Here is a 24,588-nt window from a genome sequence, read left to right as displayed (position 1 = left end):
TCCTATGTATGGTGCGTATCTCTATCAAATGTACACGGCAAGGTGTGCTTCATCCGAACGGGAGATGTCGCTATGGCTTTGGACACGGCAAGAGATATGTCGCTTTCACGCACGGCAATGAAAGCCGAACTGCTTGATGCTGAAACGGAACTGCGGCTGGCGTATGCTTGGCGCGACGATCGGTGCGAACAATCCCTGCACAGGTTGATCACGGCGTATATGCGGCTGGCGATTTCGATGGCATCGAAGTTCAAACGCTACGGCGCACCGATGAATGACCTGATCCAAGAGGCCGGATTGGGGTTGATGAAAGCGGCAGATAAATTTGACCCCGACCGTGGTGTGCGGTTTTCGACATACGCGGTGTGGTGGATCAAGGCGTCCATTCAGGACTACGTGATGCGCAATTGGTCGATGGTGCGCACCGGGTCGACATCGTCGCAAAAGTCGTTGTTTTTCAACATGCGGCGGGTGCAGGCACGGCTGGAACGTGAAAGCGCCGCCGTGGGGGAAACCCTAGACAGGCATCAGCTGCGCCAGATGATATCTACCGAGATCGGCGTGCCCCTGCATGACGTCGAGATGATGGAAGGCCGGTTGTCTGGGTCTGATTATTCATTGAACGCGACCCAATCCGCCGAAGACGAAGGGCGCGAGTGGATAGATGCGCTGGAAGATGACAGCGCGCAGGCGGCAGAAACGGTAGAGCAGGATCACGACACCAAGCAGCTGCGCGAATGGTTGCTATCTGCGATGGGCGATCTGAACCAACGCGAACGGTTCATTGTCCGCGAACGCAAGCTGCGCGACCAGCCACGCACGTTGGAAAGCCTCGGCCAAGAACTAAGCCTGAGCAAGGAACGTGTGCGCCAGCTAGAGGCCGCCGCCTTTGGGAAAATGCGCAAATCGCTTGAAGGGCAATCGCGTGAAGTGCACCATTTCCTGATGTGATTCAGACAATCAGATATCGTTTAGCGTCGGTGTGGGCGGTCGTTTTGGCCGCCCCCTTTGCGGTGGCGCAGACCCCTTTGCCGGGTGCAGCACAGGGGGCCGACATCGTGTTTCTTGGAGAACAGCACGACAACCCGGACCATCATGCGCGGCAAGCCGAATGGGTCGCGGCACTTGCGCCAAAGGCGTTGGTCTTCGAAATGTTAACGACGGACCAAGCCGCGCGCGCGACCGATGATGCGCGTCAGACGCAGGGCACGTTGCAGGCGGCGTTGGGCTGGGATGCCGCAGGTTGGCCCGATTTTGCGATGTATTATCCGATTTTTACCGCTGCACCCGAGGCTGCGATTTATGGCGCGGGCGTGCCGCGTGATGATATCCGCGGTGTGATGGAACACGATGTTACCGCGATTTTCGGCGCCGCAGATGCCGCCCGGTTTGGGCTGGACGCGCCGCTGCCTTTGGCACAACAGACGGCGCGCCAAGCGCTGCAAGCCCAAGCGCATTGCGATGCCCTGCCTCAGATGCTTTTGCCGATGATGGTGTCGGTGCAACGGCTGCGGGATGCGTCATTGGCGCGGGCGGCTTTGGCGGCGTTTGCTGAAACAGGTGGCCCGGTTGTTGTGATCACCGGCAATGGGCACGCGCGTACAGATTGGGGCGCGCCGGTGTACCTGCGCCACGCGGACCCGGCGCTTGATGTCATCGCGATTGGGCAAGGCGAGGCGGGGCAGGACCCGGCGGGCGCGTTTGACGGTACGGTTGATGGCGCGGCGGTAGATCGCGGCGACCCATGTGACGCGTTCAACTGACAAACCGGGGCTGGCGGTTGGCCCCGACACGGCCTATGGTCTGCGGGACTTCTTGGTGTTGAGGCGCATATCATGCTGACCGGAAAACATATTCTGCTGATCATCGGCGGTGGGATCGCGGCGTTCAAATCGCTTGATCTGATCCGGCGGTTGCGCGAACGTGGGGCGCATGTGACGCCGGTTTTGACCAAAGCAGGCGAGGCATTTGTGACGCCGCTGTCGGTGTCGGCGCTGGCGGGCACCAAGGTCTACGGCGATCTGTTTGACCTAACAGACGAGGCCGATATGGGTCATATTCAATTAAGCCGGGTGGCAGATCTGGTCGTGGTCGCACCTGCAACGGCCGATCTGATGGCCAAAATGGCAGGCGGTTTGGCCAATGATCTGGCCAGCACCCTGTTGTTGGCGACAGACACGCCTGTGCTGATCGCGCCTGCGATGAACGTGCGCATGTGGCAACACCCTGCAACGCAACGCAATATCGCGACATTGGCGGCGGATGGGGTCGCCTGTGTAGGGCCCAACGACGGCGACATGGCCTGCGGCGAACACGGCCCCGGACGCATGGCCGAACCCCTAGAGATTGTCGCGGCGATTACGGCACACCTGACCACGGGGCCGCTGTCGGGCAAACGCATTTTGGTGACGTCTGGGCCTACCCATGAACCCATCGACCCCGTTAGATATATCGCCAATCGGTCGTCTGGGGCGCAGGGGGCGGCGGTCGCGCAGGCGTTGATGGCGCTGGGGGCGGATGTTACCTTTGTCACGGGTCCGGCGGATGCGCCCCCGCCCGAAGGCGCGCATGTGATCCCGGTGCAAACGGCGCAACAGATGTTAATGGCGGTTCAAGACGCGCTGCCCATGGATGCCGCGGTGTTCGCCGCTGCGGTGGCAGACTGGCGGGTGGCGGGTGCAAGCACGCGCAAGCTCAAGAAATCCAAGGACGGCATGCCAAATCTAACTTTTGCGGAAAACCCCGACATTCTCAAACACGTCGCACAGATGTCAGACGGGCGGCCCCCGTTGGTGGTGGGCTTCGCCGCCGAAACCGATGACGTTATCGAAAATGCCACAGCCAAACGGGTGCGCAAAGGGTGCGATTGGATCGTTGCCAATGATGTGTCGGTGGCAACAGGGGTGATGGGCGGCGCTGATAATACCGTCAGCGTGATCGACGACACCGGCATCGAAAATTGGCCGAAGCTGTCGAAAATAGAAGTGGCGCAACGGCTTGCCGCGCGCATCGCCAAGGCGTTGGGGTGACACGATGAATCAAGTGCGCATCATTTTAGACTGGGTTGAAGGCGCTGAAACCAGCGTTGCATTGCCCACGTATCAGACCGCCGGGGCCGCCGGGGCGGATGTGCGCGCCAACCTACCCGACGGCGCGGTGGAGCTGGTGCCGGGCGCGCGGGCGTTGGTCCCCACGGGGCTGCGCATGGAAATCCCGCCTGGTTACGAGGTGCAAGTGCGCCCCCGGTCGGGTCTGGCGTTGAAACACGGGCTGATGCTGGTCAACAGCCCCGGCACCATAGACAGCGATTATCGTGGGCCGTTGGGAGTGATTGTCCTGAACGCGGGTGATGCGGCGTTTACGGTGACCCATGGCATGCGTATTGCGCAGTTGGTCGTGGCCCCGGTTGTGCAGGGGCAGTTTGTGATGGGCGAGATCAACGAGACCGAACGCGGTGCGGGTGGTTTTGGGTCTACGGGGCAGGGCTGATGTTTTTGGTGTTGCTCATGGCGGCGGGGCTTTGGGGGCTTGGGGCGATGATGGGCGCGCCTCGGGCGACGCGGCTGACGATGATCGGCCTGTTGTATGTGGGCGTTTTGATCATTCAGGTGACGTTGCCAGATGGCAGCCCGCTGCGGATGGCCACAGGTCAAAGCCCTGCCTTGTGGCTTATCTTGGGCGGGTTTGGCGTGTTGGTCATGGGATACCGGCAGATTTTGGTACGCCTGCGTGGCCGCGCACAGCAAGGCGAGGCGACCGCGCAGGACACCCCCAAACCGAGGTTCAGTGACACCGAACTCAACCGATATGCGCGCCACATTGTGTTGCGCGAAATAGGCGGGCCGGGGCAGACGCGGCTCAAAAACGCCAAGGTGCTGGTGATCGGGGCCGGGGGGCTGGGTGCGCCCGCGTTGCAATATCTGGCCGCAGCCGGTGTGGGGACAATCGGGGTGATCGATGACGACCACGTCGAAAACGCCAACCTTCAGCGGCAGGTGATCCACAAGGATCAGGCGATTGGCACGCCCAAGGTGTTTTCTGCACAGGCCGAAATGATCGCGCAAAACCCGTATGTGACCGTGCGCCCGTATCACCGGCGGTTGACCGATGACATCGCGCAGGATCTGTTTGCTGACTACGATGTGATCTTGGACGGCACCGACAATTTCGACACGCGTTATCTGGCGAACCGGGTCGCGGTACTGCTGAAAAAGCCGCTGATTTCGGGGGCACTGAGCCAATGGGAAGGACAGCTTAGCGTCTTTGACCCGGCGCGTGGCGCACCGTGCTATCAATGTATTTTCCCGCAGGCACCCGCGCCGGAATTGGCCCCATCCTGTGCGCAGGCCGGTGTTGTGGGGCCGTTGCCCGGCGTGATCGGGGCGATGATGGCGATGGAGGCGATCAAAATCATCACCGACGCCGGTACTGCTTTGCGCGGCCAAATGGTGATCTACGACGCGCTATATGGCGAAAGCCGCACCATCGGTATCGCACCCCGCCCAGACTGCCCCATTTGCGGATCATAGATTTGACATATCGTCGCGACCCGGTCGCGCGTGGCCTTGTAAGGAGACCCTCATGACGAACGCCCTTTTGCACGATTGGACCACCCCCTTTCAGTTGGCCCCGTTTGACCAAATAGTAGATGATGATTTCGCGCCCGCGTTGGACACAGCATTGGCCCGCCACACCGCAGAGATTGAAGCAATTGCAACGTCAGATCAGGCGCCTGATTTTGCCAATACCGTTGCCGCGCTCGAGGCCGCCGGTGAGACGCTTAACCAAGTGCTAAGCGTGTTTTTCACCGTCGCGGGCGCTGACAGCAACCCCGCGCGCGAGGCATTGCAACGTGATTTTTCACCCAAACTGGCGGCGCATTTTGCCGAGATTTCCAGCAACAAGGCGCTATTTGCACGGGTTGCGGCGGTTTGGGCGGCGCGCGACGATCTTGACCTGACGGACGAAGAACAGCGCGTTTTGATGCTCAGCCATCGCGGGTTGGTGCGGTCTGGTGCGGCCCTAGAAGGGGCCGATGACGCACGCATGCAGCAGATCAAGGGGCGCTTGGCCGTGCTGGGCACGCAGTTCACGCAAAACCTACTGGCCGATGAACGCGATTGGTTCATGCCCCTGGCCGAAGGCGACATGCAGGGTTTGCCTGATTTCGTGGTCGCCGCCGCACGGGCCGCCGGTGCCGAGAAAAACGCGGATGGCCCGGTTGTGACATTGTCGCGGTCGCTGATCGTGCCGTTTTTGCAGTTTTCACCCCGGCGCGATCTACGCGAAACCGCGTTCAAGGCCTGGGCTGCGCGGGGGGCGAACGGTGGCGAAACAGACAACCGCGCCATCGCCGGTGAAATTCTGCAATTGCGCCAAGAGCGCGCGCAGTTGTTGGGGTACGCCAGTTTTGCCGACTATAAACTAGAAACAGAGATGGCCAAAACACCTGATGCGGTGCGCGATTTGCTGATGGCCGTGTGGGCCCCCGCCCGCGCGCAGGCCGAAGCGGATGCCCAGATCTTGACGGATATGATGCAGGTCGACGGGACAAATGGCCCGCTGGCCCCGTGGGATTGGCGCTATTATTCGGAAAAACGCCGGGTAGTTGAACATGACCTCGATGAGGCGGCGCTGAAGCCGTATTTTCAGCTCGACCGGATGATCGAGGCATCGTTTTCCTGCGCGACCCGGTTGTTTGGCCTGTCGTTCGCGCCGCTGGATGTGCCCCTGTACCACCCCGATTGCCGGGCGTGGGAGGTCACGCGCAACGGCGAACATGTGGCGGTGTTCATCGGGGATTATTTCGCGCGTGGTTCAAAACGGTCGGGGGCGTGGTGCTCTGCGATGCGCGCGCAGGCGAAATTTCCACGCACGCAAACGCCTGTCGTGATCAACGTGTGCAATTTTGCCAAAGGCGATCCGGCGTTGTTGTCCTATGATGATGCGCGCACGTTGTTCCATGAATTTGGCCATGCGTTGCACCAGATGCTGTCGAATGTGACCTACGAGAGCGTCTCGGGCACCTCTGTCGCGCGCGATTTTGTGGAACTGCCCAGCCAGCTTTATGAACATTGGTTGGACGTGCCGAAGGTGCTTGCCGAATTCGCGACCCACGCTGATACGGGCGCCGCGATGCCACAAGATATGTTAGACCGTGTGCTTGCGGCCGCCACCTATGACATGGGGTTCCAGACGGTCGAATATGTCGCCTCGGCGCTCGTTGATCTGGCGTTCCACGATGGGCCCGCACCTGATGATCTGATGGCACGTCAGGCCGAAGTGTTGCACCAAATCGGTATGCCCGATGCAATCACCATGCGCCATGCCACGCCACAGTTTGCGCATGTGTTTGCGGGCGATGGATATTCCAGCGGGTATTACAGCTATATGTGGTCCGAGGTCATGGACGCGGATGCATTTGCCGCCTTTGAAGAGGCGGGCAGCGCGTTTGACCCCGAACGTGCAGCGGCATTGGAGACGCATATTTTGTCTACCGGTGGCAGCCGCGACGCCGCAGATCTGTATACCGCATTTCGTGGCCGGTTACCGGGCGTAGAGGCCTTGCTGAAGGGGCGCGGGTTGGCGGCAGAGTAGCCTAATACCCGGTTGCACGGTCGACCAAATGCAAAAAGGGCTCGCCTGCTTCACCACGTCGGATGTTCTCTGCGATCACCTGTGCGGCGGTGTGGGGGCGGGTTTCTGCCGCCACATGCGGGGTGATCGTCACGGCGGGATGTGCCCAAAACAGGTGCTCCTGCGGCAGAGGTTCGATGCGAAACACGTCTAATGTCGCACCGGCGATCTGCCCGGTGTTGAGGGCGTCGAGCAGGGCTGTATCGTCGATCAGAGGCCCCCGGCCCGGATTGACCACAAAGGCCCCGCGCGGCAGCTGCGCCATCGCGGTGGCATCTAATATATTTTCAGTGGCGGCTGTGTTGGGCAACAGCAGCACCAAGATTTCTGCATGCGATAGGGCTGCTTTTAGGCCGTCGGCACCGTGATGTGTGGTGAGGTTGGCGATGTCTTTTGGCCGTCTGCTCCACCCGTGTACGTCAAAGCCAATGCGCGCCAATGCCGTACCCACTGCCGCGCCCAACGCGCCCATCCCCAAGACCGTGACACTGCGTTCATTTGCGAGCGGTGGGGTGTGCGGTTGCCATTGGTGATCAGGGTTGACGATATGGCGGTCCATCCCGAGGTGATAGCGCATCACGTGGCCTGTCACCCATTCTGCCATGGATTGGGTCATGCCGGGATCCACCATGCGGGCCAACGGATGCGTGAGGGTTGCGTTGCCAACGATGGCTTCGACACCGGCCCAAAGGTTTAGCACGGCTTTGGTCGTGGTGTAGGGGGTGAAATCCTTGAGCGGAGAGTTCGGCGCGTAGACGATATAATCGACGTCCGCAGGGGGAATGTCTTGCGCAATATGCGCCGACAGCCCAAGGGCGGCACAGGCGGCTTTGAGGGGGGCATTATAGGTGGGCCATTGGTCTGGTTGCGCAGCAAAAAGGATATTGATGGGCATAGTGGTTACCTTAAACGATGGACATGCGCGCTTTGCATGAGGCCAAAAGCCAACATCAAAACCAGCATCGCCGATCCGCCGTAGCTGACCAAAGGCAGCGGCACACCAACGACCGGCGCCAACCCCATAACCATCGACATATTGACGGCGAAGAACAAAAAGAAGTTGAGCCCGATGCCCAGAATGAGCAGCGATGAAAACCGGTCTTTGTTGATCAGAGCGGACCAAACGCAGAATAGAATGATCAACGCGTAAAGCCCGAGCAGCGAAATAGCACCCAAAAACCCGAATTCCTCGGCGAGGGTGGTAAAGATAAAGTCGGTGTGTTTCTCGGGCAGAAAGTTCAACCGGCTTTGGGTGCCCTGCATGAACCCGCGTCCCGTCCAGCCGCCCGACCCAAGCGCGATCTTGGATTGGGTGATGTGATAGCCCGCGCCTAACGGGTCACTGCTGGGGTCAAGGAACGTGTCGATCCGCCGGAATTGATAGTCTTTGATCAACTGCCAGTCTGTGCCGCGCGATTGGAACACAGCGGTGACAAGGCCAATGGCGCTGGTGACCACCACTGCGAAATAGGCCCAATGCACGCCGGCCAAAAACATCAACCCGCCGCCGGCCGCCAGCAACAGGATAGAGGTGCCCAAGTCAGGCTGGCGCAACACCAACAAGGTGGGCAGCATGATCGCGATCAGGGGTAAAAGCACCCAAAACGGGTGTGATGTGCGTTTGGCGGGCAGCCAGTCGTAGTAGGCGGCCAAGAACAACACCAAGGTGATTTTCATCAGTTCTGAGGGTTGTAACCGCATGAAACCAAGGTCGATCCAGCGTTGTGCACCCATCCCCACCGTGCCGAAAAGTTCCACCGCGACCAGAAGCGCGAGCGTCACCAAATAGCCAACGCCTGCCAGTGATCGCCAGAACCAAATCGGCACCATGGCCACGCCAACCATAAGGATAAAACCCACGGCAAAGCGTTTCATTTGTGGTTCTGCCCATGGGTTAAACGACCCACCCGCGACCGAGTAGAGCATCAAGAACCCAGCCCCCGAGATGGACGCGAGCAGGAGTGCGATAGGCCAGTTTAGGTAAAACACCTTGCGCAATCCGGTGGGTGCGGATTTGACGGCATATTCTAGATAGCTCATGCCTGATCCTGCCCGACGAACGAGGCCTGGGGTTGCATGTCGCGCAGCTTTTGTTGCTCTTGCTGGATGCGTTCGCGGTCCTTGGAGGGGTAGGCATCTAGCGGGGGCTGGCCACCATAAAGGGCCTGCAAGGTGATGTCGCGGGCAATCGGCGCGGCGGCTTTGGACCCGCCCCCACCATGTTCCACAACCACCGAAACCGCGTATTTAGGGCGGTCAAGCGGCGCGAAATTCACAAACAGCGCGTGATCGCGCCGTTCCCATGGCAGATCTTCGTTGCGAATGACACCCGCGCGCCGTTCGGCGGCAGTGATGTTGCGCACTTGGCTGGTGCCGGTTTTGCCCGCCATACGCATGGATTCGTCGATGATCCGAGAGCCATAGGCCGTGCCGCGTCGGTCATTGACCACGGCCGTCATCGCACGGCGAATTTTGCGCAGGTTGTTTTCGTTCATGCCCAGATCTTCACCGCCGCGCGATGGTTGCTCTATGCCATCGATGGATTTGATCAACCGAGGCTCGACCGAACGCCCGGTGGCCAACCGCGCGGACATCACCGCCAGTTGCAGGGGGGACGCCAACATAAAGCCTTGGCCGATCGAAACATTGACCGTATCCCCGACGCGCCAGCTTTGGCCGTAGGTTTGCTGTTTCCATTCCATGTCGGGGGCCAGCCCCTGTGCGACCGCGGACATGGGCACGTCATGCTTGACCCCTAACCCGAACCGCCGCGCCATATCGGAGATCTTTTCGATCCCGACTTTGATGGCCAGATCGTAATAATAGACGTCGCACGACCGTTTGAGCGAGGTTTGCAGATCAACAGACCCGTGGCCCGTGCGTTTCCAACAGTGGAACCGCCTGCCGGAGACTTCGAGATGACCGGGGCAATACACGGTGTCGTCGGGGCCGATCAGACCGGCTTCTAGGGCGGCCATGGCGGTGACCATTTTGAAGGTAGAGCCGGGGGGGTACAGGCCCTGAACCGTTTTGCTGGCGAGGGGGCGGTATTTATTGCCGGTCAGAAGGCTGTAGTTTTTTGTGGAAATGCCGCGCACAAACAGGTTGGGGTCGAATGTGGGCGCCGATGAGCAGGCCACCACATCGCCGGTGTCGCAATCGAGAACCACGGCGCTGGCGCTTTCTTCGCTGAGGCGCGCCTGAACATACCCCTGCAATTTCGCGTCAATCGTGAGCTGGATGTCAGAGCCGGTGACACCCTCGCGCCGGTCCAATTCGCGCATCACGCGGCCCGCGGCATTAACCTCGACCCGCTTTGCCCCGGCTTTGCCGCGCAAGAGCGGTTCCAGCTTGGTCTCGACCCCGACTTTGCCGATCTGAAAGCGGGGGATCCGGAGCACGGGTTCAGGGTCGTCGATTTTTTCCAGATCGTAGTCTGATACCGGGCCGACATACCCTAGAATATGAGCAAAATCAGATCCTTGTGGGTACACGCGGCTTAGGCCCACCTCGGGGGTGACGCCGGGTAGGGCGGGCGCATTCACCGAAACGCGGCTGATATCTTTCCAGCGGACATCCTCGGCAACGGTGACAGGTAAAAACGAAGGCGAGCGCCGGAGTTCTTGTTTGGTGCGCGCCAGATCTTCGGGATCAAGCGGTATGATCCGGGCGAGCCGGTCAAGAACAACATCCGTATCACCGGCGTCTTCGCGGACAATCACAATGCGGTAAGAGGGCGAGTTTTGCGCCAGTCGGATGCCATTGCGGTCAAACACCTCGCCCCGAGATGGCGGAATGAGGCGCACGTTGATCCGGTTTTCCTCGGCCAGCAGGCGGAATTGATCGGCTTGATCGACCTGCAAAAACCGCATGCGCGCGGCGAGCCCACCAATGAACAGCAGTTGAGCCCCACCCAAAAGTGCCGCGCGTCGTGAAATCCGGCGATGGCTGAAATCTGTTTCGGCGCGGGTTTTTTTCATGAGTGTGTTTCGCTTTTCATAAACGCGCCCCGTTTCCATCGAGATCGCCGGGGGCCGATCTGCGGACGCGCATGATATTATGCGTCGCCGCGACCACAAAAGGATAAGACAGTATTGTCATGATCACCTCAAACACCGTCAAGCCAAAGGGGGGCAGTTCAATGAACGTCAGGATCAACATTGCGCGATACGCGATAGATATGCCCAAAACAACGATGCACACCCGCAGCCATTCGGCGGGGAACCCGGTGTCGCGCATGCCGCGCGCCCGGTGTTTCAGGCTTTCGCAACCGACGAGAGCCAGCAAGGCCCACAGCCCCGGCGGACGTTGTAGCAACAGATCTGCCAGCAAAAACAACGCGGCAAGCGCCAATGCAGGGACGTATTCGGGCCGCCGCAGGGACCACGCGCAGGCAAAGCCCAACAAAAGATCAGGCCCGACCCAACGGCGCGGTGTGGTTTCTAGCGGCAAAAGGTGAAAAAACAGAATGGCGCAGACAAGCAACGTAAAACTGAGGCGCATGCCCCAGATCCGGGAGGGGGCAAGGTCGCTCATTGTGTGGGCCCGTCTTGGGCGATGACGGGTTGCGCCGGCAGCTGGGGTCCAATGATGTGCGCGGTATCAGAGACCGGGGCCGTCCCGTGGTGGCGTAACACGCGAAGAAATTCCAAGCGTTGATAGTCGGCAGACAACCGCACGCGCAACTTGCCCGACGGGTCCAGTGCGACCTGGCCGATCAACAGCCCAGGGGGGAACACACCACCATCGCCGGAACTGATCACCCGGTCACCGGGGCGCACCTGATCGTCGTCCTCAAGGAATTCGATGGGGGGGGCCGCGGAATTGTCGCCCGCAACAATCGTCCGCTGGCCCGATGGTTGAATGACGGCGGGGATGCGGCTGGAGGCATCGGTGAGCAAGATCACGCGGGCGGTGCTGTCGCCGACCCCCGAGATACGACCAACGACGCCGATCCCGTCCATGGTTGCCCACCCTTCGACGACGCCATCACGCGCGCCTACGTTCAGCAAAACAGACTGCCGGAAGGGTGATCCGCTGTCGGCCAGAACCACGCCGGTGATATAGGTCAGGCGGGGATCCAACCGCACATTGTTCAGGTCAAGCAGCCGCGCGTTTTCTTGTTCTAGCTGCAGGGCGGCTTCTTTCCAGGCTTGCATGCGGCGCAATTCGGACCGCAATTCGCGGTTCTGTTCGGCCAGACGCTGGTAACTTTGAAAGTCCTTCAACAGATTGATCGTGCCGGTCACCGGGGCCATGGCCCAATCAAGCCGGGGCACAAATTGATCGGTGATTTGTGCGCGAAACCGTTCAACCCTTGGGCTGTCGATACGCCAAATCATAAAGACGGCAAACAAACACAAGACCAACACACCCAGCAACAGCCGGGCCAATGGGCCGGTGTATTCGTTACCGTTGGATCTGTCATTTGCCATTTCAGGCGGTCTCCTGCCCCGTCAAAGGCAGGCAAACCTGCCACTGATCGGGGGGTCTGGTCGGATGCGCTTAGCTGTCGTAATCGATGGCGTGGCGCAGTTGTTTTTCATATTCGAGCGCTTTGCCCGTGCCCAAGGCAACGCAGTTCAGCGATTCGTCAGCAATAGATACGGCCAGCCCTGTCTGTTCGCGCAGCGCCAAATCGAGATCGCCCAACAAAGCACCACCACCCGTCAGCATCACGCCACGGTCGACGATATCAGCGGCCAGATCCGGGGGCGTGGTTTCCAGCGCGGTCATCACAGCCTCGCAGATCTGTTGTACAGGTTCGGCCAGCGCTTCGGCGATCTGTGCTTGCGTCACCTCGATTTCTTTGGGTACACCGTTCAATAGATCGCGCCCGCGGATTTGCATGGATGTGCCGCGCCCGTCGTCGGGCATCCGTGCGGTGCCGATCGATGTTTTCACCCGTTCAGCGGTGGTTTCGCCCACCAACAGGTTCTGCTGGCGCCGCAAATAGCTGATGATGGCCTCGTCCATCCGGTCTCCACCGACGCGAACGGACCGCGCATATACAATGTCGCCCAGGCTCAGAACCGCGACCTCGGTGGTGCCGCCGCCAATATCGACGACCATGTTGCCGGTCGGATCGGTGATCGGCATGCCGGCGCCGATCGCCGCGGCGATGGGTTCGGCGATCAGTCCGGCACGCCGCGCGCCCGCACTCAGAACCGACTGGCGGATCGCACGTTTTTCAACGGGGGTTGCACCATGGGGCACACAGACGATGATCTTGGGTTTCGAAAACGTGGAGCGTTTGTGCACCTTGCGAATGAAATGTTTGATCATTTCTTCGGCGGTGTCAAAATCAGCGATCACACCTTCGCGCATGGGGCGGATCGCCTCGATGCTGCCGGGCGTGCGGCCCAACATAAGCTTGGCGTCTTCGCCGACGGCCAAGACCTTCTTTACGCCGTCCTTGACATGATACGCCACAACAGAGGGTTCCGACAGGATGACACCGCGCCCTTTGACGTAGACGAGTGTATTGGCAGTGCCCAGATCGATGGCCATATCCGATGAAAACAGACCGCGAAATTTGTCAAACATTAGGTTTCAACCTTGCTCGAATGTGTTTTAAGCCGTCCCCGTTCTGAAGATCAGCCATTACTCTCTTATAGGCTTAGCCCTGTTAAGGTGAAAGAGGCGTTAACGAAGATGTAGGCAGCATGTTGCTTTTAACGTTTTGATGTGAATTAGCGCCAAAAGCCATGAAATATGGGCCAAAATTGACATTGCCTCGGCCTAGGTCGTGCCCATGCAGATCAAAAATATAGGCACGTCGGCGGATAAAACACCGCCGACGCAGTAAATCGCGCGCTTAAGTCACATCTTTGTAACTGATTTCAGGGGTGTCCTTGCCGCCTTTTTCACGCCGCACCAGCAGACGGTTAAGCGCGTGAATATAGGCCAGCGTTGAGGCCACAACCGTATCGGTGTTGGCCGATTGGCCCGTCACGATCCGGCCGTCTTCTTCCATGCGGACGGTGACAGTGGCCTGCGCATCGGTGCCTTCGGTCACGGCGTGCACTTGGTACAGTTGCAACCGCGCGTTGTGAGGCACCAGCGCCTTGATCGCATTAAACGCCGCATCCACGGGCCCGTCGCCCGTCTGTGATGTGGTGTGTTCGGTCCCGTCGATATGCATGACCAGATCGGCCTGCTGCGGGCCTGCGGTGCCGCAGACGACCTTTAGAGACGCCAGTTTCAACCGGTCGTTTTCGGGGTCGGTTGACGTGCGCATCAACGCAATCAGGTCATCGTCATAGATTTCCTTTTTGCGATCCGCCAATTCCTTGAACCGGACAAACACGTCCTTAAGCTGGTTGTCGCCCAGCTCAAACCCAAGGTCTTCGAGCTTTGAGCGCAACGCCGCACGACCGGAATGTTTGCCCATCACCAAATTGGTTTCGGACAGGCCGACGTCTTCGGGGCGCATGATCTCGAACGTTTCGGCGTTTTTCAGCATGCCGTCCTGATGGATGCCGCTTTCATGCGCAAAGGCGTTTTTGCCCACGATAGCCTTGTTGAACTGCACCGGAAAGCCCGCCACAGTCGCAACCCGGCGCGAGATATTCATGATCTTGGTGCTGTCGATCCGGGTCTGGAACGGCATGATATCATTGCGCACTTTCAATGCCATCACGACTTCTTCGAGAGCGGTGTTGCCTGCGCGTTCCCCCAAACCGTTGATCGTGCATTCGACCTGACGCGCGCCTGCCTCGACGGCGGCCAGACTGTTGGCCGTCGCCATACCCAGATCGTTGTGGCAATGGGTGGCAAAAATGATCTCATCGGCACCGGGCACGCGGTTCAGCAGCATCTGGATTAATGCCGCAGATTCGCGCGGGGCGGTGTAGCCGACGGTGTCGGGAATGTTGATCGTGGTGGCACCCGCCTTGATGGCGATTTCGACAACACGGCACAGGTAATCTTCTTCGGTGCGGGTCGCGTCCATCGGGGACCATTGCACGTTATCACATAGGTTGCGCGCATGGCTGACGGTCTGTTCGATCCGTTCGGCCATCTGATCTTTGTCGAGGTTCGGGATCGCGCGGTGCAATGGGGACGTGCCGATAAACGTGTGGATGCGCGGGTGTTTGGCGTGTTTGACCGCCTCCCAGCAGCGATCAATATCACCGATTTGCGCCCGTGCGAGGCCACAGATCACCGATGTCTGGGCGCGCTGCGCGATCTCGGAGACGGCGGCGAAATCGCCCTCAGAGGCGATGGGAAACCCGGCTTCGATGATATCGACGCCCATTTCATCCAATAGCCCAGCAATCTCGAGCTTTTCGGCATGGGTCATGGTCGCACCGGGGCTTTGTTCGCCGTCGCGCAATGTGGTGTCAAAAATCAGGACGCGGTCCTGTTTGCTCTTGTCTGTCATGTTTGGTTCTTTCGATTTTCTGCTGTGTTCCTTGGCGCGCGACACTTCCCTCTGAGCGGGCGCGCCGAACGGCACGCTCAGAGGCGTGTTAGCAGCAGTAGCGCGGCAGCTGGGCGCAGTATGTCGCGCGACCGGGTGATATGTTGAGCAGATGCCATGCGACAGTTATACGCACAGAAATGCAAATGGGAAGTTGATTTTTTGCACGTCTGTACATCTGTGGCGTGGATTTGCGCATAGGCCCTTGAAGCGCGATCTGACCCGGCTAAATGCGCTTAGATGAAAAGAACTTTGATAATAGGCGCATCCGGTGGGATTGGCGCAGGTCTGGTGGCGATGTGTGCCGCGCGTGGCGATGCCGTAACGACGCTATCGCGCAGTGCCGATGGGTTTGACATCACCGACGAGACCAGTGTGGCGCACCATCTTGGCGCGTTGGACGGGCCGTTTGATCTGGTGGTGGTGGCCACGGGGGCATTGGTGGTCAACGGGGCCGAACCAGAAAAGAGCGTGAAGTCGGTGACGCGTCAGGCGATGATGGATCAGTTCGCGGTGAATGCGGTGGGGCCTGCGCTGGTGCTGCGCCACGCGGCAGACCTGTTGCGCCGCGATGGGGCGGGGGTTGTGGCGGTTTTATCGGCGCGCGTCGGGTCGATCGGGGACAACCGCATGGGCGGTTGGGTCAGCTACCGCAGTGCCAAAGCGGCGGTGAACCAGATCGTGCATACCACCGCCATTGAACTAAGCCGCACGCATAAACAGTCTGTCTGCGTCGCACTGCATCCCGGTACGGTCGCCACACCTTTCACGGCCAAATATCTGGGCCGCCACCCTGCGGTCCCGCCCGATGATGCCGCGCAAAACCTGTTGAACGTGATCGATGATTTGACCCCTGCGCAGACGGGGCAGTTCTTTGACTGGGCCGGCAAAACGGTGCCTTGGTGAGCAGGCTGATCTTGGTTTTGGGCGACCAACTGTCCCACGGGCTTAGTGCGCTGCGCGACGCGGATCGGACCAAAGACGTGGTTGTTATGGCCGAGGTCGCCGCCGAAACCGATTATGTGCAACACCACCCCAAGAAAATCGCGCTGATCTTTGCGGCGATGCGCAAATTCGCAGCGGCCCTCAGGGCAGATGGCTGGGACGTGCGATACTGCGAGCTGGATGACACCGACAACACGGGGTCTATCGTGGGCGAACTGTTGCGCCGCGCCGATCAAACCGGGGCAACAGACGTGGTGGTCACAGAGCCGGGTGAATGGCGGTTGATCACTGCACTGAAACACGCGCCGATCACGACACACATCTTGCCTGACGACCGATTTATCGCATCACACCACGCGTTTGAAACCTGGGCTAGTGGCCGCAAACAGTTACGGATGGAATATTTTTACCGCGATATGCGGCGCAAAACGGGTTTGTTAATGGACGGGAAAGACCCCGTCGAAGGCAAGTGGAATTTTGACCACGACAACCGCAAACCCGCGCCCGAAGATGTGGCCTTTGATGGCCCGCTGCGGTTTACCCCCGACGCCGATGTTGCCGCGGTGTTGGATCTGGTTGAGGCGCGGTTTGGCGGACATTTCGGGGATTTGCACCCGTTTTGGTTTGCCACAACGCGGGGACAGGCGTTGCAAGCGTTGGCTCATTTTGTTGACCATGCGTTGGCCCGGTTTGGCGATTACCAAGACGCGATGTTGTCTGAAAACCGGTTTTTGTATCACGCGGTGATCTCGGCCTATATCAACATTGGCCTGCTGGACCCTCTAGAGGTGTGTGAAAAAGTAGCGGCAGCCTATGCGGCAGGGACCGTGCCAATCAACGCCGCCGAAGGATTCATCCGGCAGATCATCGGCTGGCGTGAATACATGCGCGGCATCTATTTCCTGGAGGGGCCGCAGTACACCGAACGCAACATGCTGGGCCACACCCGCGACCTGCCCGACCTGTTTTGGGGTGGGGAAACGCAGATGCGGTGTCTGTCCAAAACGGTGCAGCAGACCAAACAAGAGGCCTATGCCCACCACATCCAACGTCTGATGATCACCGGGAATTTTGCGCTGTTGGCAGGGATTGACCCGCAGCAGGTGCATGAATGGTATCTGGCCGTCTACATGGATGCCTTTGAGTGGGTCGAAGCACCCAACACCGTCGGCATGAGCCAGTTCGCCGATGGTGGTATCATCGCGTCCAAACCCTATGTGTCCAGTGGGGCGTATATCAACCGGATGTCGGATTACTGCAAAGGGTGCGCCTACAAGGTCAGCCAGAAAACCGGCGAGGGGGCCTGCCCGTTTAACCTGTTGTATTGGCATTTTCTGGATCGCCACCGGGACCGCTTCAAGAGCAACGCGCGCATGGGCAACATGTACCGCACGTGGGATAAAATGGCCGCGGATCGCCGCACGACTGTCTTGGCAGACGCGGATGAGGTTCTGGCGCGATTGGATGCAGGACGCGTCGTGTAGGTCCAGTGTCTCTGATGACCCGTGCCGACGGTGTTACCGCCACAGCGGGGCTTCCATACATGTGCGTATAGACAAAAAGCACTTATTTACGTATATTATAACGTATTCAAACTGTTTTTCTCGTTAAATTTTTAGACATGCACGACCGTATTTCCGTGCGCATTGAAAGGGATAGTATGCTTGAATTTATCAGACGTCATATTGGATGGACTGTCAGCGGACTGCTTGCCATATCTGCCATCGGGTTCTGGGTCTATGTAAAATATGTCGGGGTCCAGCAGCCCGAAACTGGAATAGACCCGTTTTTTATCGCCTTTGAAACGATCCTGTCAGCGCTTTCGGTCGGGCTGGTTATCGTTTTCATACAGAAAATCGGGGAACGTTATTCGGTCGAAGAACGCATCCGCGAACTCAAAGATGCCATCGACAGTGAGCGCGAAGAACTTGAAAATAGGATGGATGATATCCGGCGCCGAACCGAAAATGCGCTTCAGCTGAAATTCGGGTACGGGTTGGATGGGATTGCCGATGATCCGCATGAACTGCAGCACATAAAGCGGCTTAAGACCGGGCATGTGTTTTGGCTCAATACTCTGTTCCGGGATGCCGAAAAGAACATGGTGGCGATCTTGGAGGCGGTCAAGCAGGGGACAAACGTTGATTTGTTGATGATGTCGCCGTTTAGCGATTATGCCGAAATACGGGGTCGTTATACGGCCCCGGCATTCAAAGATGCCAGTTCAGTGCACAGCAATACTGAATCGTATAGCAAACAGCTGGCCGCGAGTTTCAGCTTCATGCTGACACATTATGAACAGTATGAGCGGCTGAAAAAAGCTGACCCGTCCATTGGCGAACTGAGGGTGCGGTTTTATGATGACCCTGCGGGGCTGCCTATTTTGATCGTGAACAGCGGAGAGGTCACAGAGGCCTATTCTGGCTTTTACCTCAACAGTGTCTCAAGTCAGATGCCCTATATAAAATGGTCTGAAACCATCGCGGGTGGTGCGTTTATCGGAAGCCTGCAAGACTATTTCGAACGTAAATGGCACTTTGCTGGCGACAATACCATTGAGACCATTCGCGAACGGGCGCGACAGCAAAAGCCAGAAATATTAGAAGATGCGTTGGTGGAATAAACGAATGGCGCAGAACGTATTCCGATGTATCAGCATCGCAGGATCGTTCTGCGTGGTTTGAAGCACCCCAACAGGGTCCGCAATCAGCCGCCGTCTGTCAGCGCGCCGTTTTCCCAACTGCCGGTGGTTTCTTCGCCGCTGGCATAGCGCATGGTGCCTGTGCCCTGTCGTTTGCCCGACTTGAAGGTGCCCTCATAGACGTCGCCATTGACGTAAGTCGCGATGCCTTCGCCTTCGATTTCGCCCTCGACCCATGCGCCTTCATAGACAAACCCGCTGGGCATGGTGATCTTGCCCGTACCGTGGCGCTGGCCGGTTGCGAAATCCCCTACATAGACCGTACCATCGGGGTAGGTGGCCGTCCCTGTGCCCTGCCGTTGGCCGTCAATCCAAGTGCCATCGTATTTGTAGCCATCCGCATAGGTCATGATGCCTTGCCCATGGTTGCGCGCATTCTTGAATTCGCCGTCGTAGACGACACCGTTGATGTAAGAGGCCTTGCCTCTGCCGTCGATCACGCCCGCCTTCCATGCGCCGTCATAGGTGGACCCATCGGCGTAAGTGATCAGGCCCTTGCCATCCGCAAGACCGCCCGCGAAATCCCCCACATAGATCGACCCGTCTGGGTAGGCCACGCGGCCGCGCCCGGCGATTTCGCCCGCGACCCATGATCCGGTGTACATATAGCCGTCTTCGGCGGTGAATGTGCCCTGCCCATCGCGCAAATCACCGGCGAAATTGCCTTCGTAGATGTCGCCATTGGCATAGTTTACCTTGCCCAACCCCTCGCGGCGGCCTGCCACCAACTGTCCTTCGTAGATGTCGCCATTGGCTTGGGTCAGCTTGCCGGTGCCGTCAATTTGGCCATCGCGCCACAGCCCGACATAAACGAGCCCGTCAAGCATGGTCAGCGTGCCTTCGCCTGCACGTTTACCCGCCTTGATCTGGCCTTCGTAGACGGCCCCGTCGGGGTAGGTGATGACGCCTGCGCCCTCTTTGACACCCTCTAGCCAGTCGCCGGTGTATTCATATCCGCCGGGGCTTTGCATGGTGCCTTTGCCGTGGTGCTTTGCGTTGCGAAACCCGCCTTCGTAGCGCACCCCATTGGCATATAGCGCGATGCCAGTGCCCATGATCGCGCCGCCCAGCCAGTCGCCTTCGTAGGTACCGCCATCTGCAAAGGTGATTTTGCCAAACCCCTCGGGCTTGCCCTTGGCAAAAAGCCCCTCGTAGACGGACCCATTGGGGAACCGCGCAATGCCGTCGCCTTTGATTTCGCCGTCGACCCATTGGCCGGTGTATTCATAGCCGTTGGGCAGTTTGTAAGAGCCCACACCGTGCTGCACACCGCCGCGAAACGTCCCTTCGTAAACGCCGCCGTCGTCGTATTGTTTGGTCAAGACCTGATCGTCTTGTGCCCAAAGTGGCATGGGCAGAAGAGCGAAGCAGAAGATCAGACGGCGCAGAAGCATGAGGACCCCTTGGACGGACGGTGACAGTAAAACATGGGCTCAAGCCCAGCCTGAGCCCCTTCAGAACTTACGCAAACCCCGCTTTGGGGGCAATCGTCTTTTGTTACGATTGCGCGGACAGAGGCTTTTCACGCGCCCGCAATCTGCTACATGGCTGATAGGCAGGCAAAAAGGGCCGATACGCATGGCAGATCGATTTCGGATTACTCTGGGGCAGCTCAACCCAACGGTGGGCGATCTGGTGGGCAATGCAGCTTTGGCGCGCAAAGCTTGGGAGGCCGGGCGCGATGCGGGTGCCGATTTGGTCGCCCTGCCAGAGATGTTTATCGCCGGGTATAACGCGCAGGATTTGGTCATGCGCCGGGCGTTCCAGTTGGATGCCGCCGCCCAGATTGATGCGCTGGCCAAGGCCTGTGCCGATGGTCCTGCGTTGGCGATTGGGTGCCCGTGGGTCGAAGGCACCAAGCTATATAACGCCTATCTGATCCTCAAAGGGGGTCAGATCGTCAGCCAGCAGCTCAAACACCACTTGCCGAATGAAACCGTCTTTGACGAGGTCCGTATCTTTGATGCGGGACCGTTGGGCGGACCCTATGACGTGGGGGGCGTGCGTGTCGGCAGCCCGGTCTGCGAAGACGCCTGGCACGAGGACGTGGCCGAAACCTTGGCCGAAACGGGCGCCGAATTTTTGCTGGTGCCCAATGGGTCGCCCTACTACCGGGGCAAATTTGACACCCGCCTGAACCACATGGTGGCGCGGGTGGTAGAAACAGAACTGCCGCTGATTTACCTCAATATGGTCGGCGGGCAGGATGATCAGGTGTTTGATGGCGCGTCGTTTGCCTTGAACCCCGGTGGCCAGCTGGCACTGCAATTGCCGATGTTTGACGAGACGATTGCGCATGTTGATCTGGAACACACAGATCAGGGCTGGCGCGTGGTCGAAGGCCAGAAAGCCGCGCACCCCGACTCGTGGGAACAAGACTACCGTGTGATGGTGATGTCGCTGCGCGATTATTGCCGCAAGACGGGCTTTGGCAAGGTGGTGTTGGGGCTGTCGGGCGGGGTCGATTCGGCGCTGGTTGCGGCGATTGCTGTGGATGCGTTGGGCGCGCAGAATGTGCATTGTGTGATGTTGCCGTCTGAATACACGTCTGACGGGTCGCTGGATGATGCCACCGCGGTGGCCGCCGCCTTGGGCTGTCGCTACGACACCGTGCCGATCGCAGGCCCGCGTGCCGCCGTGACAGAGGCGCTTGCGCCGATGTTCGAGGGGTTAGAGCCCGATCTGACCGAAGAAAACATTCAGTCACGGCTGCGCGGGCTGTTGTTGATGGCGATGTCGAACAAGTTCGGCGAGATGTTGTTGACCACGGGCAATAAATCCGAGGTGGCCGTGGGGTACGCCACGATCTATGGCGACATGGCGGGCGGGTATAACCCGATCAAAGACCTGTATAAAACCCGCGTGTTCGAAACCTGCCGCTGGCGCAATGCCAACCACCGCGACTGGATGATGGGGCCGCAAGGTGCCGTGATGCCCGACAGCGTGATCGACAAACCGCCTTCGGCCGAATTGCGCGATGACCAAAAAGACAGTGACAGCCTGCCAGACTACCCAGATCTTGACGCAATGCTCGAGATCTTGGTGGATCGGGCCGGATCTATAGACGACTGCGTTGCGGCTGGCTTTGCGCGTGATGTGGCGAAAAAGGTCGAACATCTGGTTTATATCTCAGAATATAAACGGTTCCAGTCTGCGCCGGGTGCGCGACTGACCAAAGGCGCATTCTGGTTGGATCGCCGCTATCCCATCGTCAACCGGTGGCGGGATCCGTCATAACCGCACCTGACGGACCATAGTCTGGGGGTGTTGCTTTGTGCCGGGTCCCCGGTGGGGTAATCCGGTACAAAACATACGTGGGGCGGCGACGTCGGCCTGCACGTCGGCCAACGTCGCCGCCCCGTGCAATATTACAGCATCAACTGATAGCTGTGGGGCGCGTAGGCGAACGCATCACCGGATTTTTCCACATATCCGATACCGGGCCAGGGCATGTGATACCCAACAAACGCCGTTTTATCCGCCGACAGCATATCCAGAAGGGTGCGGCGCGTTGTGGCGGCTGTTGTTTTGTCCATGTCGAACTTCACTTCCCAATCGGGGTGCGCCAAGGACCACACGTAGTGATTGGCAAAATCCCCGCCGAGCAGAAGCTGTGTGCCGCCGTCTTCGACCATAAACGCCATGTGTCCGGGCGTGTGGCCAAACGCGTTCATGCCTGTCAGGCCAGATACAACTGACCCACCGTCTTCAATAAACGTGAACTGTTCGGCAAAGGGCGCGACCTTGGATTTGAACGTGTCGTTGTCCTGTGCGGCCCATGCGTCAAATTCAGTACGCCCTGTGACGTAGCGCGCATTTGGATAGGTCAGCGAGCCGTCTTCCAGTGTCATGCCGCCCACGTGGTCGCCGTGCATGTGGGTGATGACCACAATATCGATTTGGTCCGGGGTGTAGCCCGCGGCGGTTAGGGCGGCGGTGGTGCCTGCACCGGACAACCCGGTGTCAAACAACACCAATTCGGACCCGGTGTTCACAACCGTGGGGGTAAAGAAGAACTGCGCCTTGTCGGTGGGCAGGTTTGCCGCGGCCGAGACGCTGTTGAATGTGTCCTCATCCACGTTCAGCCCAAAAATGCTGCGCGGGTCATCACGTGCCACGCTCCCTGCGAGCAAAGTGGTCACGTCAAAACCACCGACTTTGACCCGTTGGAACGGTGACATGGCGGTCCCCAAAATCGGCGCGGCCGCTTGGGCTGTTCCGGCGGTGGCGGCGGCCAGTGGTAGCGTGGCGGCGCCCGCAAGTGCGGCCCGGCGCGTGAGTTTCATTTGATCAGACATGATCGTTTCCTTTGCTGTTGGATGGGGGCAAATTTATTAGTGTCGAACTTAGTGTGACTTTGCGTGGTGCCAATGAAAATATAATCACGCGGTATCATATTCTTGCGAGGATGGCGTGTTGGGCCTAATTCAACCCTTGCGGGACGAAGTTTGGTGCAATCGCGTGCGGGCGAGGTGCGGTTTGCTGGACAAATCAGCGCGCCTGTGACACCACGCGCTGCAACAGGAGACATGCATGACAACCACCCGTTTCGCCCCGTCGCCCACTGGCCACATTCACATCGGTAATTTGCGGACCGCGCTGATGAACTATCTCATCGCGCGCAAGGCCGATGGTACGTTTATCTTGCGTATCGACGACACCGACCCTGAGCGGTCTAAAGAAGAATATGTCGACGGCATCAAACGTGATCTGGACTGGCTTGGCCTGCACTGGGACCGGGTTGAACGCCAATCCGAACGGATGGACAGATACGCCGCTGCGGCGGATCAATTGCGTGACATTGGCCGGTTCTACGAAGCGTTCGAGACGCCGACCGAATTGGATCTGAAACGCAAGAAACAGCTGAACATGGGCAAACCGCCGGTTTATGACCGTGCGGCCTTGGCGCTGAGCGATGCGGAAAAAGACGCCCTGCGCGCCGACCGCGGCGAAGGTGTGTGGCGGTTCAAACTGGATCAGGCGCGCATTGAATGGAACGACGGCATCTTGGGTGATATCTCTATTGATGCGGCCAGCGTGTCAGACCCGGTGCTGATCCGGGGGGACGGCCAAGTGTTGTACACATTGGCCAGCGTCGTCGATGACACCGAGATGGGCGTGACCCATGTTGTGCGCGGGTCGGACCACGTGACCAACACCGCGACACAAATCCAGATTATTCAGGCGCTTGGCGGCGCGGTGCCATCGTTTGCGCACCATTCCCTGCTGACGGGCCCACAGGGTGAAGCGCTGAGCAAGCGGTTAGGCACGTTGTCCCTGCGGGATCTGCGCGAACAGGGCGTGGAGCCGATGGCACTGCTGAGCTTGATGGCGCGTCTGGGGTCCAGCGACCCGGTGGACCTGCGCACAGAAATGTCCCAGCTGATCGATGGGTTTGATCTTGGGCGGTTCGGCGCCGCGCCGACCAAATTCGATGCCGCTGATCTGATGCCCCTGACGGCGCGCCATCTGGCGGGTCTGGTGCTGGCCGATGTCGCCGCGCCCATCGCGGCGGCGGGCGTGCCCGATGACATGGCCGAACAGTTCTGGGCCGTCACACGTGAAAACATCACCACATTGCAGGATCTTGCAGGATGGTGGGCCATGATGCGAGATGGCGCCGACCCGGTGATCGACGCGGAAGACACCGAATTTGTGGCACAGGCGATCGCCCTGCTGCCCGACGCCCCGTTCAACGACCAAAGCTGGGGCGCATGGACCGCCGCCGTTAAAGAGGCCACAGGCCGCAAGGGGCGCGGGTTGTTTATGCCGCTGCGCAAGGCGCTGACCGGTCAGGCGCACGGCCCTGATATGTCGGCATTGATGCCGTTGTTGCAGGTGGTCAAAGCCCGCAACGTTACTGGATAACCGCGCGGCTTTG

At 59.1% G+C, this 24,588-nt stretch carries 20 protein-coding genes; 11 read left to right on the top strand and 9 right to left on the bottom strand.

Going from position 1 to position 24,588, the window contains the following annotated elements:
- The first annotated feature begins 72 nt into the window (after positions 1-72).
- From ABJH13_RS10540 to ABJH13_RS10515, 6 genes are all read left to right on the top strand, one after another.
- Positions 73-951, top strand: coding sequence for an RNA polymerase factor sigma-32 (locus tag ABJH13_RS10540; protein ID WP_348406172.1), 879 nt, complete (start codon positions 73-75; stop codon positions 949-951).
- Between the two features lie 44 nt (positions 952-995).
- Positions 996-1,763: a ChaN family lipoprotein gene (locus ABJH13_RS10535; protein ID WP_348406171.1), complete on the top strand. Its 768-nt coding sequence runs from the start codon at positions 996-998 to the stop codon at positions 1,761-1,763.
- Positions 1,764-1,835: 72 nt separating this feature from the next.
- The gene (gene coaBC / locus ABJH13_RS10530) at positions 1,836-3,029 is read left to right on the top strand and encodes a bifunctional phosphopantothenoylcysteine decarboxylase/phosphopantothenate--cysteine ligase CoaBC (RefSeq protein ID WP_348406170.1); all 1,194 of its coding nucleotides are present in this window, start codon (positions 1,836-1,838) and stop codon (positions 3,027-3,029) included.
- Positions 3,030-3,033: 4 nt separating this feature from the next.
- Positions 3,034-3,489 carry a dUTP diphosphatase gene (dut, locus tag ABJH13_RS10525; RefSeq protein ID WP_348406169.1) on the top strand — a complete coding sequence of 152 codons (456 nt, stop codon included), beginning with the start codon at positions 3,034-3,036 and terminating at the stop codon, positions 3,487-3,489.
- Positions 3,489-4,529 carry a molybdopterin-synthase adenylyltransferase MoeB gene (gene moeB, locus ABJH13_RS10520; RefSeq protein WP_348406168.1) on the top strand — a complete coding sequence of 347 codons (1,041 nt, stop codon included), beginning with the start codon at positions 3,489-3,491 and terminating at the stop codon, positions 4,527-4,529. The genes dut and moeB overlap by 1 nt, the downstream gene beginning before the upstream one ends.
- Before the next feature lie 52 nt (positions 4,530-4,581).
- Positions 4,582-6,597, top strand: coding sequence for a M3 family metallopeptidase (locus ABJH13_RS10515; protein ID WP_348406167.1), 2,016 nt, complete (start codon positions 4,582-4,584; stop codon positions 6,595-6,597).
- A gap of 1 nt (position 6,598) precedes the next feature.
- Here ABJH13_RS10515 and ABJH13_RS10510 read toward each other — a convergent pair whose 3' ends face one another.
- The 7 genes from ABJH13_RS10510 to ABJH13_RS10480 all read right to left on the bottom strand — a co-directional run bounded on the left by ABJH13_RS10510 (position 6,599) and on the right by ABJH13_RS10480 (position 15,022).
- Positions 6,599-7,531, bottom strand: coding sequence for a glyoxylate/hydroxypyruvate reductase A (locus ABJH13_RS10510; RefSeq protein WP_348406166.1), 933 nt, complete (start codon positions 7,529-7,531; stop codon positions 6,599-6,601).
- A 5-nt stretch (positions 7,532-7,536) separates the two neighbouring features.
- Positions 7,537-8,676 carry a rod shape-determining protein RodA gene (gene rodA / locus ABJH13_RS10505; protein WP_348406165.1) on the bottom strand — a complete coding sequence of 380 codons (1,140 nt, stop codon included), beginning with the start codon at positions 8,674-8,676 and terminating at the stop codon, positions 7,537-7,539.
- The gene (gene mrdA / locus ABJH13_RS10500) at positions 8,673-10,616 is read right to left on the bottom strand and encodes a penicillin-binding protein 2 (protein WP_348406164.1); all 1,944 of its coding nucleotides are present in this window, start codon (positions 10,614-10,616) and stop codon (positions 8,673-8,675) included. The genes rodA and mrdA overlap by 4 nt, the downstream gene beginning before the upstream one ends.
- Before the next feature lie 16 nt (positions 10,617-10,632).
- Entirely contained in the window at positions 10,633-11,172 is a 540-nt protein-coding gene (locus tag ABJH13_RS10495) for a rod shape-determining protein MreD (protein WP_348406163.1), read from the bottom strand.
- Positions 11,169-12,071, bottom strand: a complete 903-nt coding sequence (mreC, locus tag ABJH13_RS10490; RefSeq protein WP_348406162.1) for a rod shape-determining protein MreC — start codon at positions 12,069-12,071, stop codon at positions 11,169-11,171. Before mreC ends, ABJH13_RS10495 begins: the two co-directional genes overlap by 4 nt.
- 70 nt (positions 12,072-12,141) lie before the next feature.
- Positions 12,142-13,182 carry a rod shape-determining protein gene (locus ABJH13_RS10485; RefSeq protein ID WP_159977552.1) on the bottom strand — a complete coding sequence of 347 codons (1,041 nt, stop codon included), beginning with the start codon at positions 13,180-13,182 and terminating at the stop codon, positions 12,142-12,144.
- 271 nt (positions 13,183-13,453) lie between these two features.
- Positions 13,454-15,022 (bottom strand): 2-isopropylmalate synthase, encoded by a 1,569-nt coding sequence (locus ABJH13_RS10480; protein ID WP_348406161.1) that lies wholly within the window; start codon positions 15,020-15,022, stop codon positions 13,454-13,456.
- A 279-nt stretch (positions 15,023-15,301) separates the two neighbouring features.
- On the opposite strand from ABJH13_RS10480, the gene ABJH13_RS10475 reads away from it, so the two are divergent.
- The 3 genes from ABJH13_RS10475 to ABJH13_RS10465 all read left to right on the top strand — a co-directional run bounded on the left by ABJH13_RS10475 (position 15,302) and on the right by ABJH13_RS10465 (position 18,629).
- A complete protein-coding gene (locus tag ABJH13_RS10475) occupies positions 15,302-15,967 on the top strand; it encodes an SDR family NAD(P)-dependent oxidoreductase (RefSeq protein WP_348406160.1) in 666 nt (221 codons plus the stop codon).
- A complete protein-coding gene (locus tag ABJH13_RS10470; protein WP_348406159.1) occupies positions 15,964-17,490 on the top strand; it encodes a cryptochrome/photolyase family protein in 1,527 nt (508 codons plus the stop codon). Before ABJH13_RS10475 ends, ABJH13_RS10470 begins: the two co-directional genes overlap by 4 nt.
- Before the next feature lie 137 nt (positions 17,491-17,627).
- Entirely contained in the window at positions 17,628-18,629 is a 1,002-nt protein-coding gene (locus ABJH13_RS10465; protein ID WP_348406158.1) for a hypothetical protein, read from the top strand.
- Positions 18,630-18,712: 83 nt separating this feature from the next.
- On the opposite strand, the gene ABJH13_RS10460 is transcribed toward ABJH13_RS10465, so the two are convergent.
- Complete coding sequence (locus ABJH13_RS10460; RefSeq protein WP_348406157.1) at positions 18,713-20,101, bottom strand: 2-isopropylmalate synthase; 1,389 nt, start codon at positions 20,099-20,101, stop codon at positions 18,713-18,715.
- A 184-nt stretch (positions 20,102-20,285) separates the two neighbouring features.
- Here ABJH13_RS10460 and ABJH13_RS10455 point away from each other — a divergent pair, with 184 nt between their 5' ends.
- Positions 20,286-21,944, top strand: a complete 1,659-nt coding sequence (locus tag ABJH13_RS10455; protein WP_348406156.1) for an NAD+ synthase — start codon at positions 20,286-20,288, stop codon at positions 21,942-21,944.
- 131 nt (positions 21,945-22,075) lie between these two features.
- Here ABJH13_RS10455 and ABJH13_RS10450 read toward each other — a convergent pair whose 3' ends face one another.
- Positions 22,076-23,005: an MBL fold metallo-hydrolase gene (locus ABJH13_RS10450; RefSeq protein ID WP_348406155.1), complete on the bottom strand. Its 930-nt coding sequence runs from the start codon at positions 23,003-23,005 to the stop codon at positions 22,076-22,078.
- A gap of 235 nt (positions 23,006-23,240) precedes the next feature.
- Here ABJH13_RS10450 and gltX point away from each other — a divergent pair, with 235 nt between their 5' ends.
- Entirely contained in the window at positions 23,241-24,575 is a 1,335-nt protein-coding gene (gene gltX / locus ABJH13_RS10445; protein ID WP_348406154.1) for a glutamate--tRNA ligase, read from the top strand.
- The last annotated feature ends 13 nt before the right edge of the window (positions 24,576-24,588 follow it).

Source organism: Roseobacter sp., assembly GCF_039970775.1.
Taxonomy (GTDB): Bacteria; Pseudomonadota; Alphaproteobacteria; order Rhodobacterales; family Rhodobacteraceae; genus Roseobacter.
This window is presented reverse-complemented; position numbering and strand designations above follow the sequence as displayed.

Coding starts and splice junctions, on each gene's coding strand:
- ABJH13_RS10540 (WP_348406172.1), top strand. CDS start 73: ATGGCTTTGGACACGGCAAGAGATATGTCGCTTTCACGCACGGCAATG.
- coaBC (WP_348406170.1), top strand. CDS start 1,836: ATGCTGACCGGAAAACATATTCTGCTGATCATCGGCGGTGGGATCGCG.
- dut (WP_348406169.1), top strand. CDS start 3,034: ATGAATCAAGTGCGCATCATTTTAGACTGGGTTGAAGGCGCTGAAACC.
- moeB (WP_348406168.1), top strand. CDS start 3,489: ATGTTTTTGGTGTTGCTCATGGCGGCGGGGCTTTGGGGGCTTGGGGCG.
- ABJH13_RS10515 (WP_348406167.1), top strand. CDS start 4,582: ATGACGAACGCCCTTTTGCACGATTGGACCACCCCCTTTCAGTTGGCC.
- ABJH13_RS10510 (WP_348406166.1), bottom strand. CDS start 7,531: ATGCCCATCAATATCCTTTTTGCTGCGCAACCAGACCAATGGCCCACC.
- rodA (WP_348406165.1), bottom strand. CDS start 8,676: ATGAGCTATCTAGAATATGCCGTCAAATCCGCACCCACCGGATTGCGC.
- mrdA (WP_348406164.1), bottom strand. CDS start 10,616: ATGAAAAAAACCCGCGCCGAAACAGATTTCAGCCATCGCCGGATTTCA.
- ABJH13_RS10495 (WP_348406163.1), bottom strand. CDS start 11,172: ATGAGCGACCTTGCCCCCTCCCGGATCTGGGGCATGCGCCTCAGTTTT.
- mreC (WP_348406162.1), bottom strand. CDS start 12,071: ATGGCAAATGACAGATCCAACGGTAACGAATACACCGGCCCATTGGCC.
- ABJH13_RS10485 (WP_159977552.1), bottom strand. CDS start 13,182: ATGTTTGACAAATTTCGCGGTCTGTTTTCATCGGATATGGCCATCGAT.
- ABJH13_RS10480 (WP_348406161.1), bottom strand. CDS start 15,022: ATGACAGACAAGAGCAAACAGGACCGCGTCCTGATTTTTGACACCACA.
- ABJH13_RS10475 (WP_348406160.1), top strand. CDS start 15,302: ATGAAAAGAACTTTGATAATAGGCGCATCCGGTGGGATTGGCGCAGGT.
- ABJH13_RS10465 (WP_348406158.1), top strand. CDS start 17,628: ATGCACGACCGTATTTCCGTGCGCATTGAAAGGGATAGTATGCTTGAA.
- ABJH13_RS10460 (WP_348406157.1), bottom strand. CDS start 20,101: ATGCTTCTGCGCCGTCTGATCTTCTGCTTCGCTCTTCTGCCCATGCCA.
- ABJH13_RS10455 (WP_348406156.1), top strand. CDS start 20,286: ATGGCAGATCGATTTCGGATTACTCTGGGGCAGCTCAACCCAACGGTG.
- ABJH13_RS10450 (WP_348406155.1), bottom strand. CDS start 23,005: ATGTCTGATCAAATGAAACTCACGCGCCGGGCCGCACTTGCGGGCGCC.
- gltX (WP_348406154.1), top strand. CDS start 23,241: ATGACAACCACCCGTTTCGCCCCGTCGCCCACTGGCCACATTCACATC.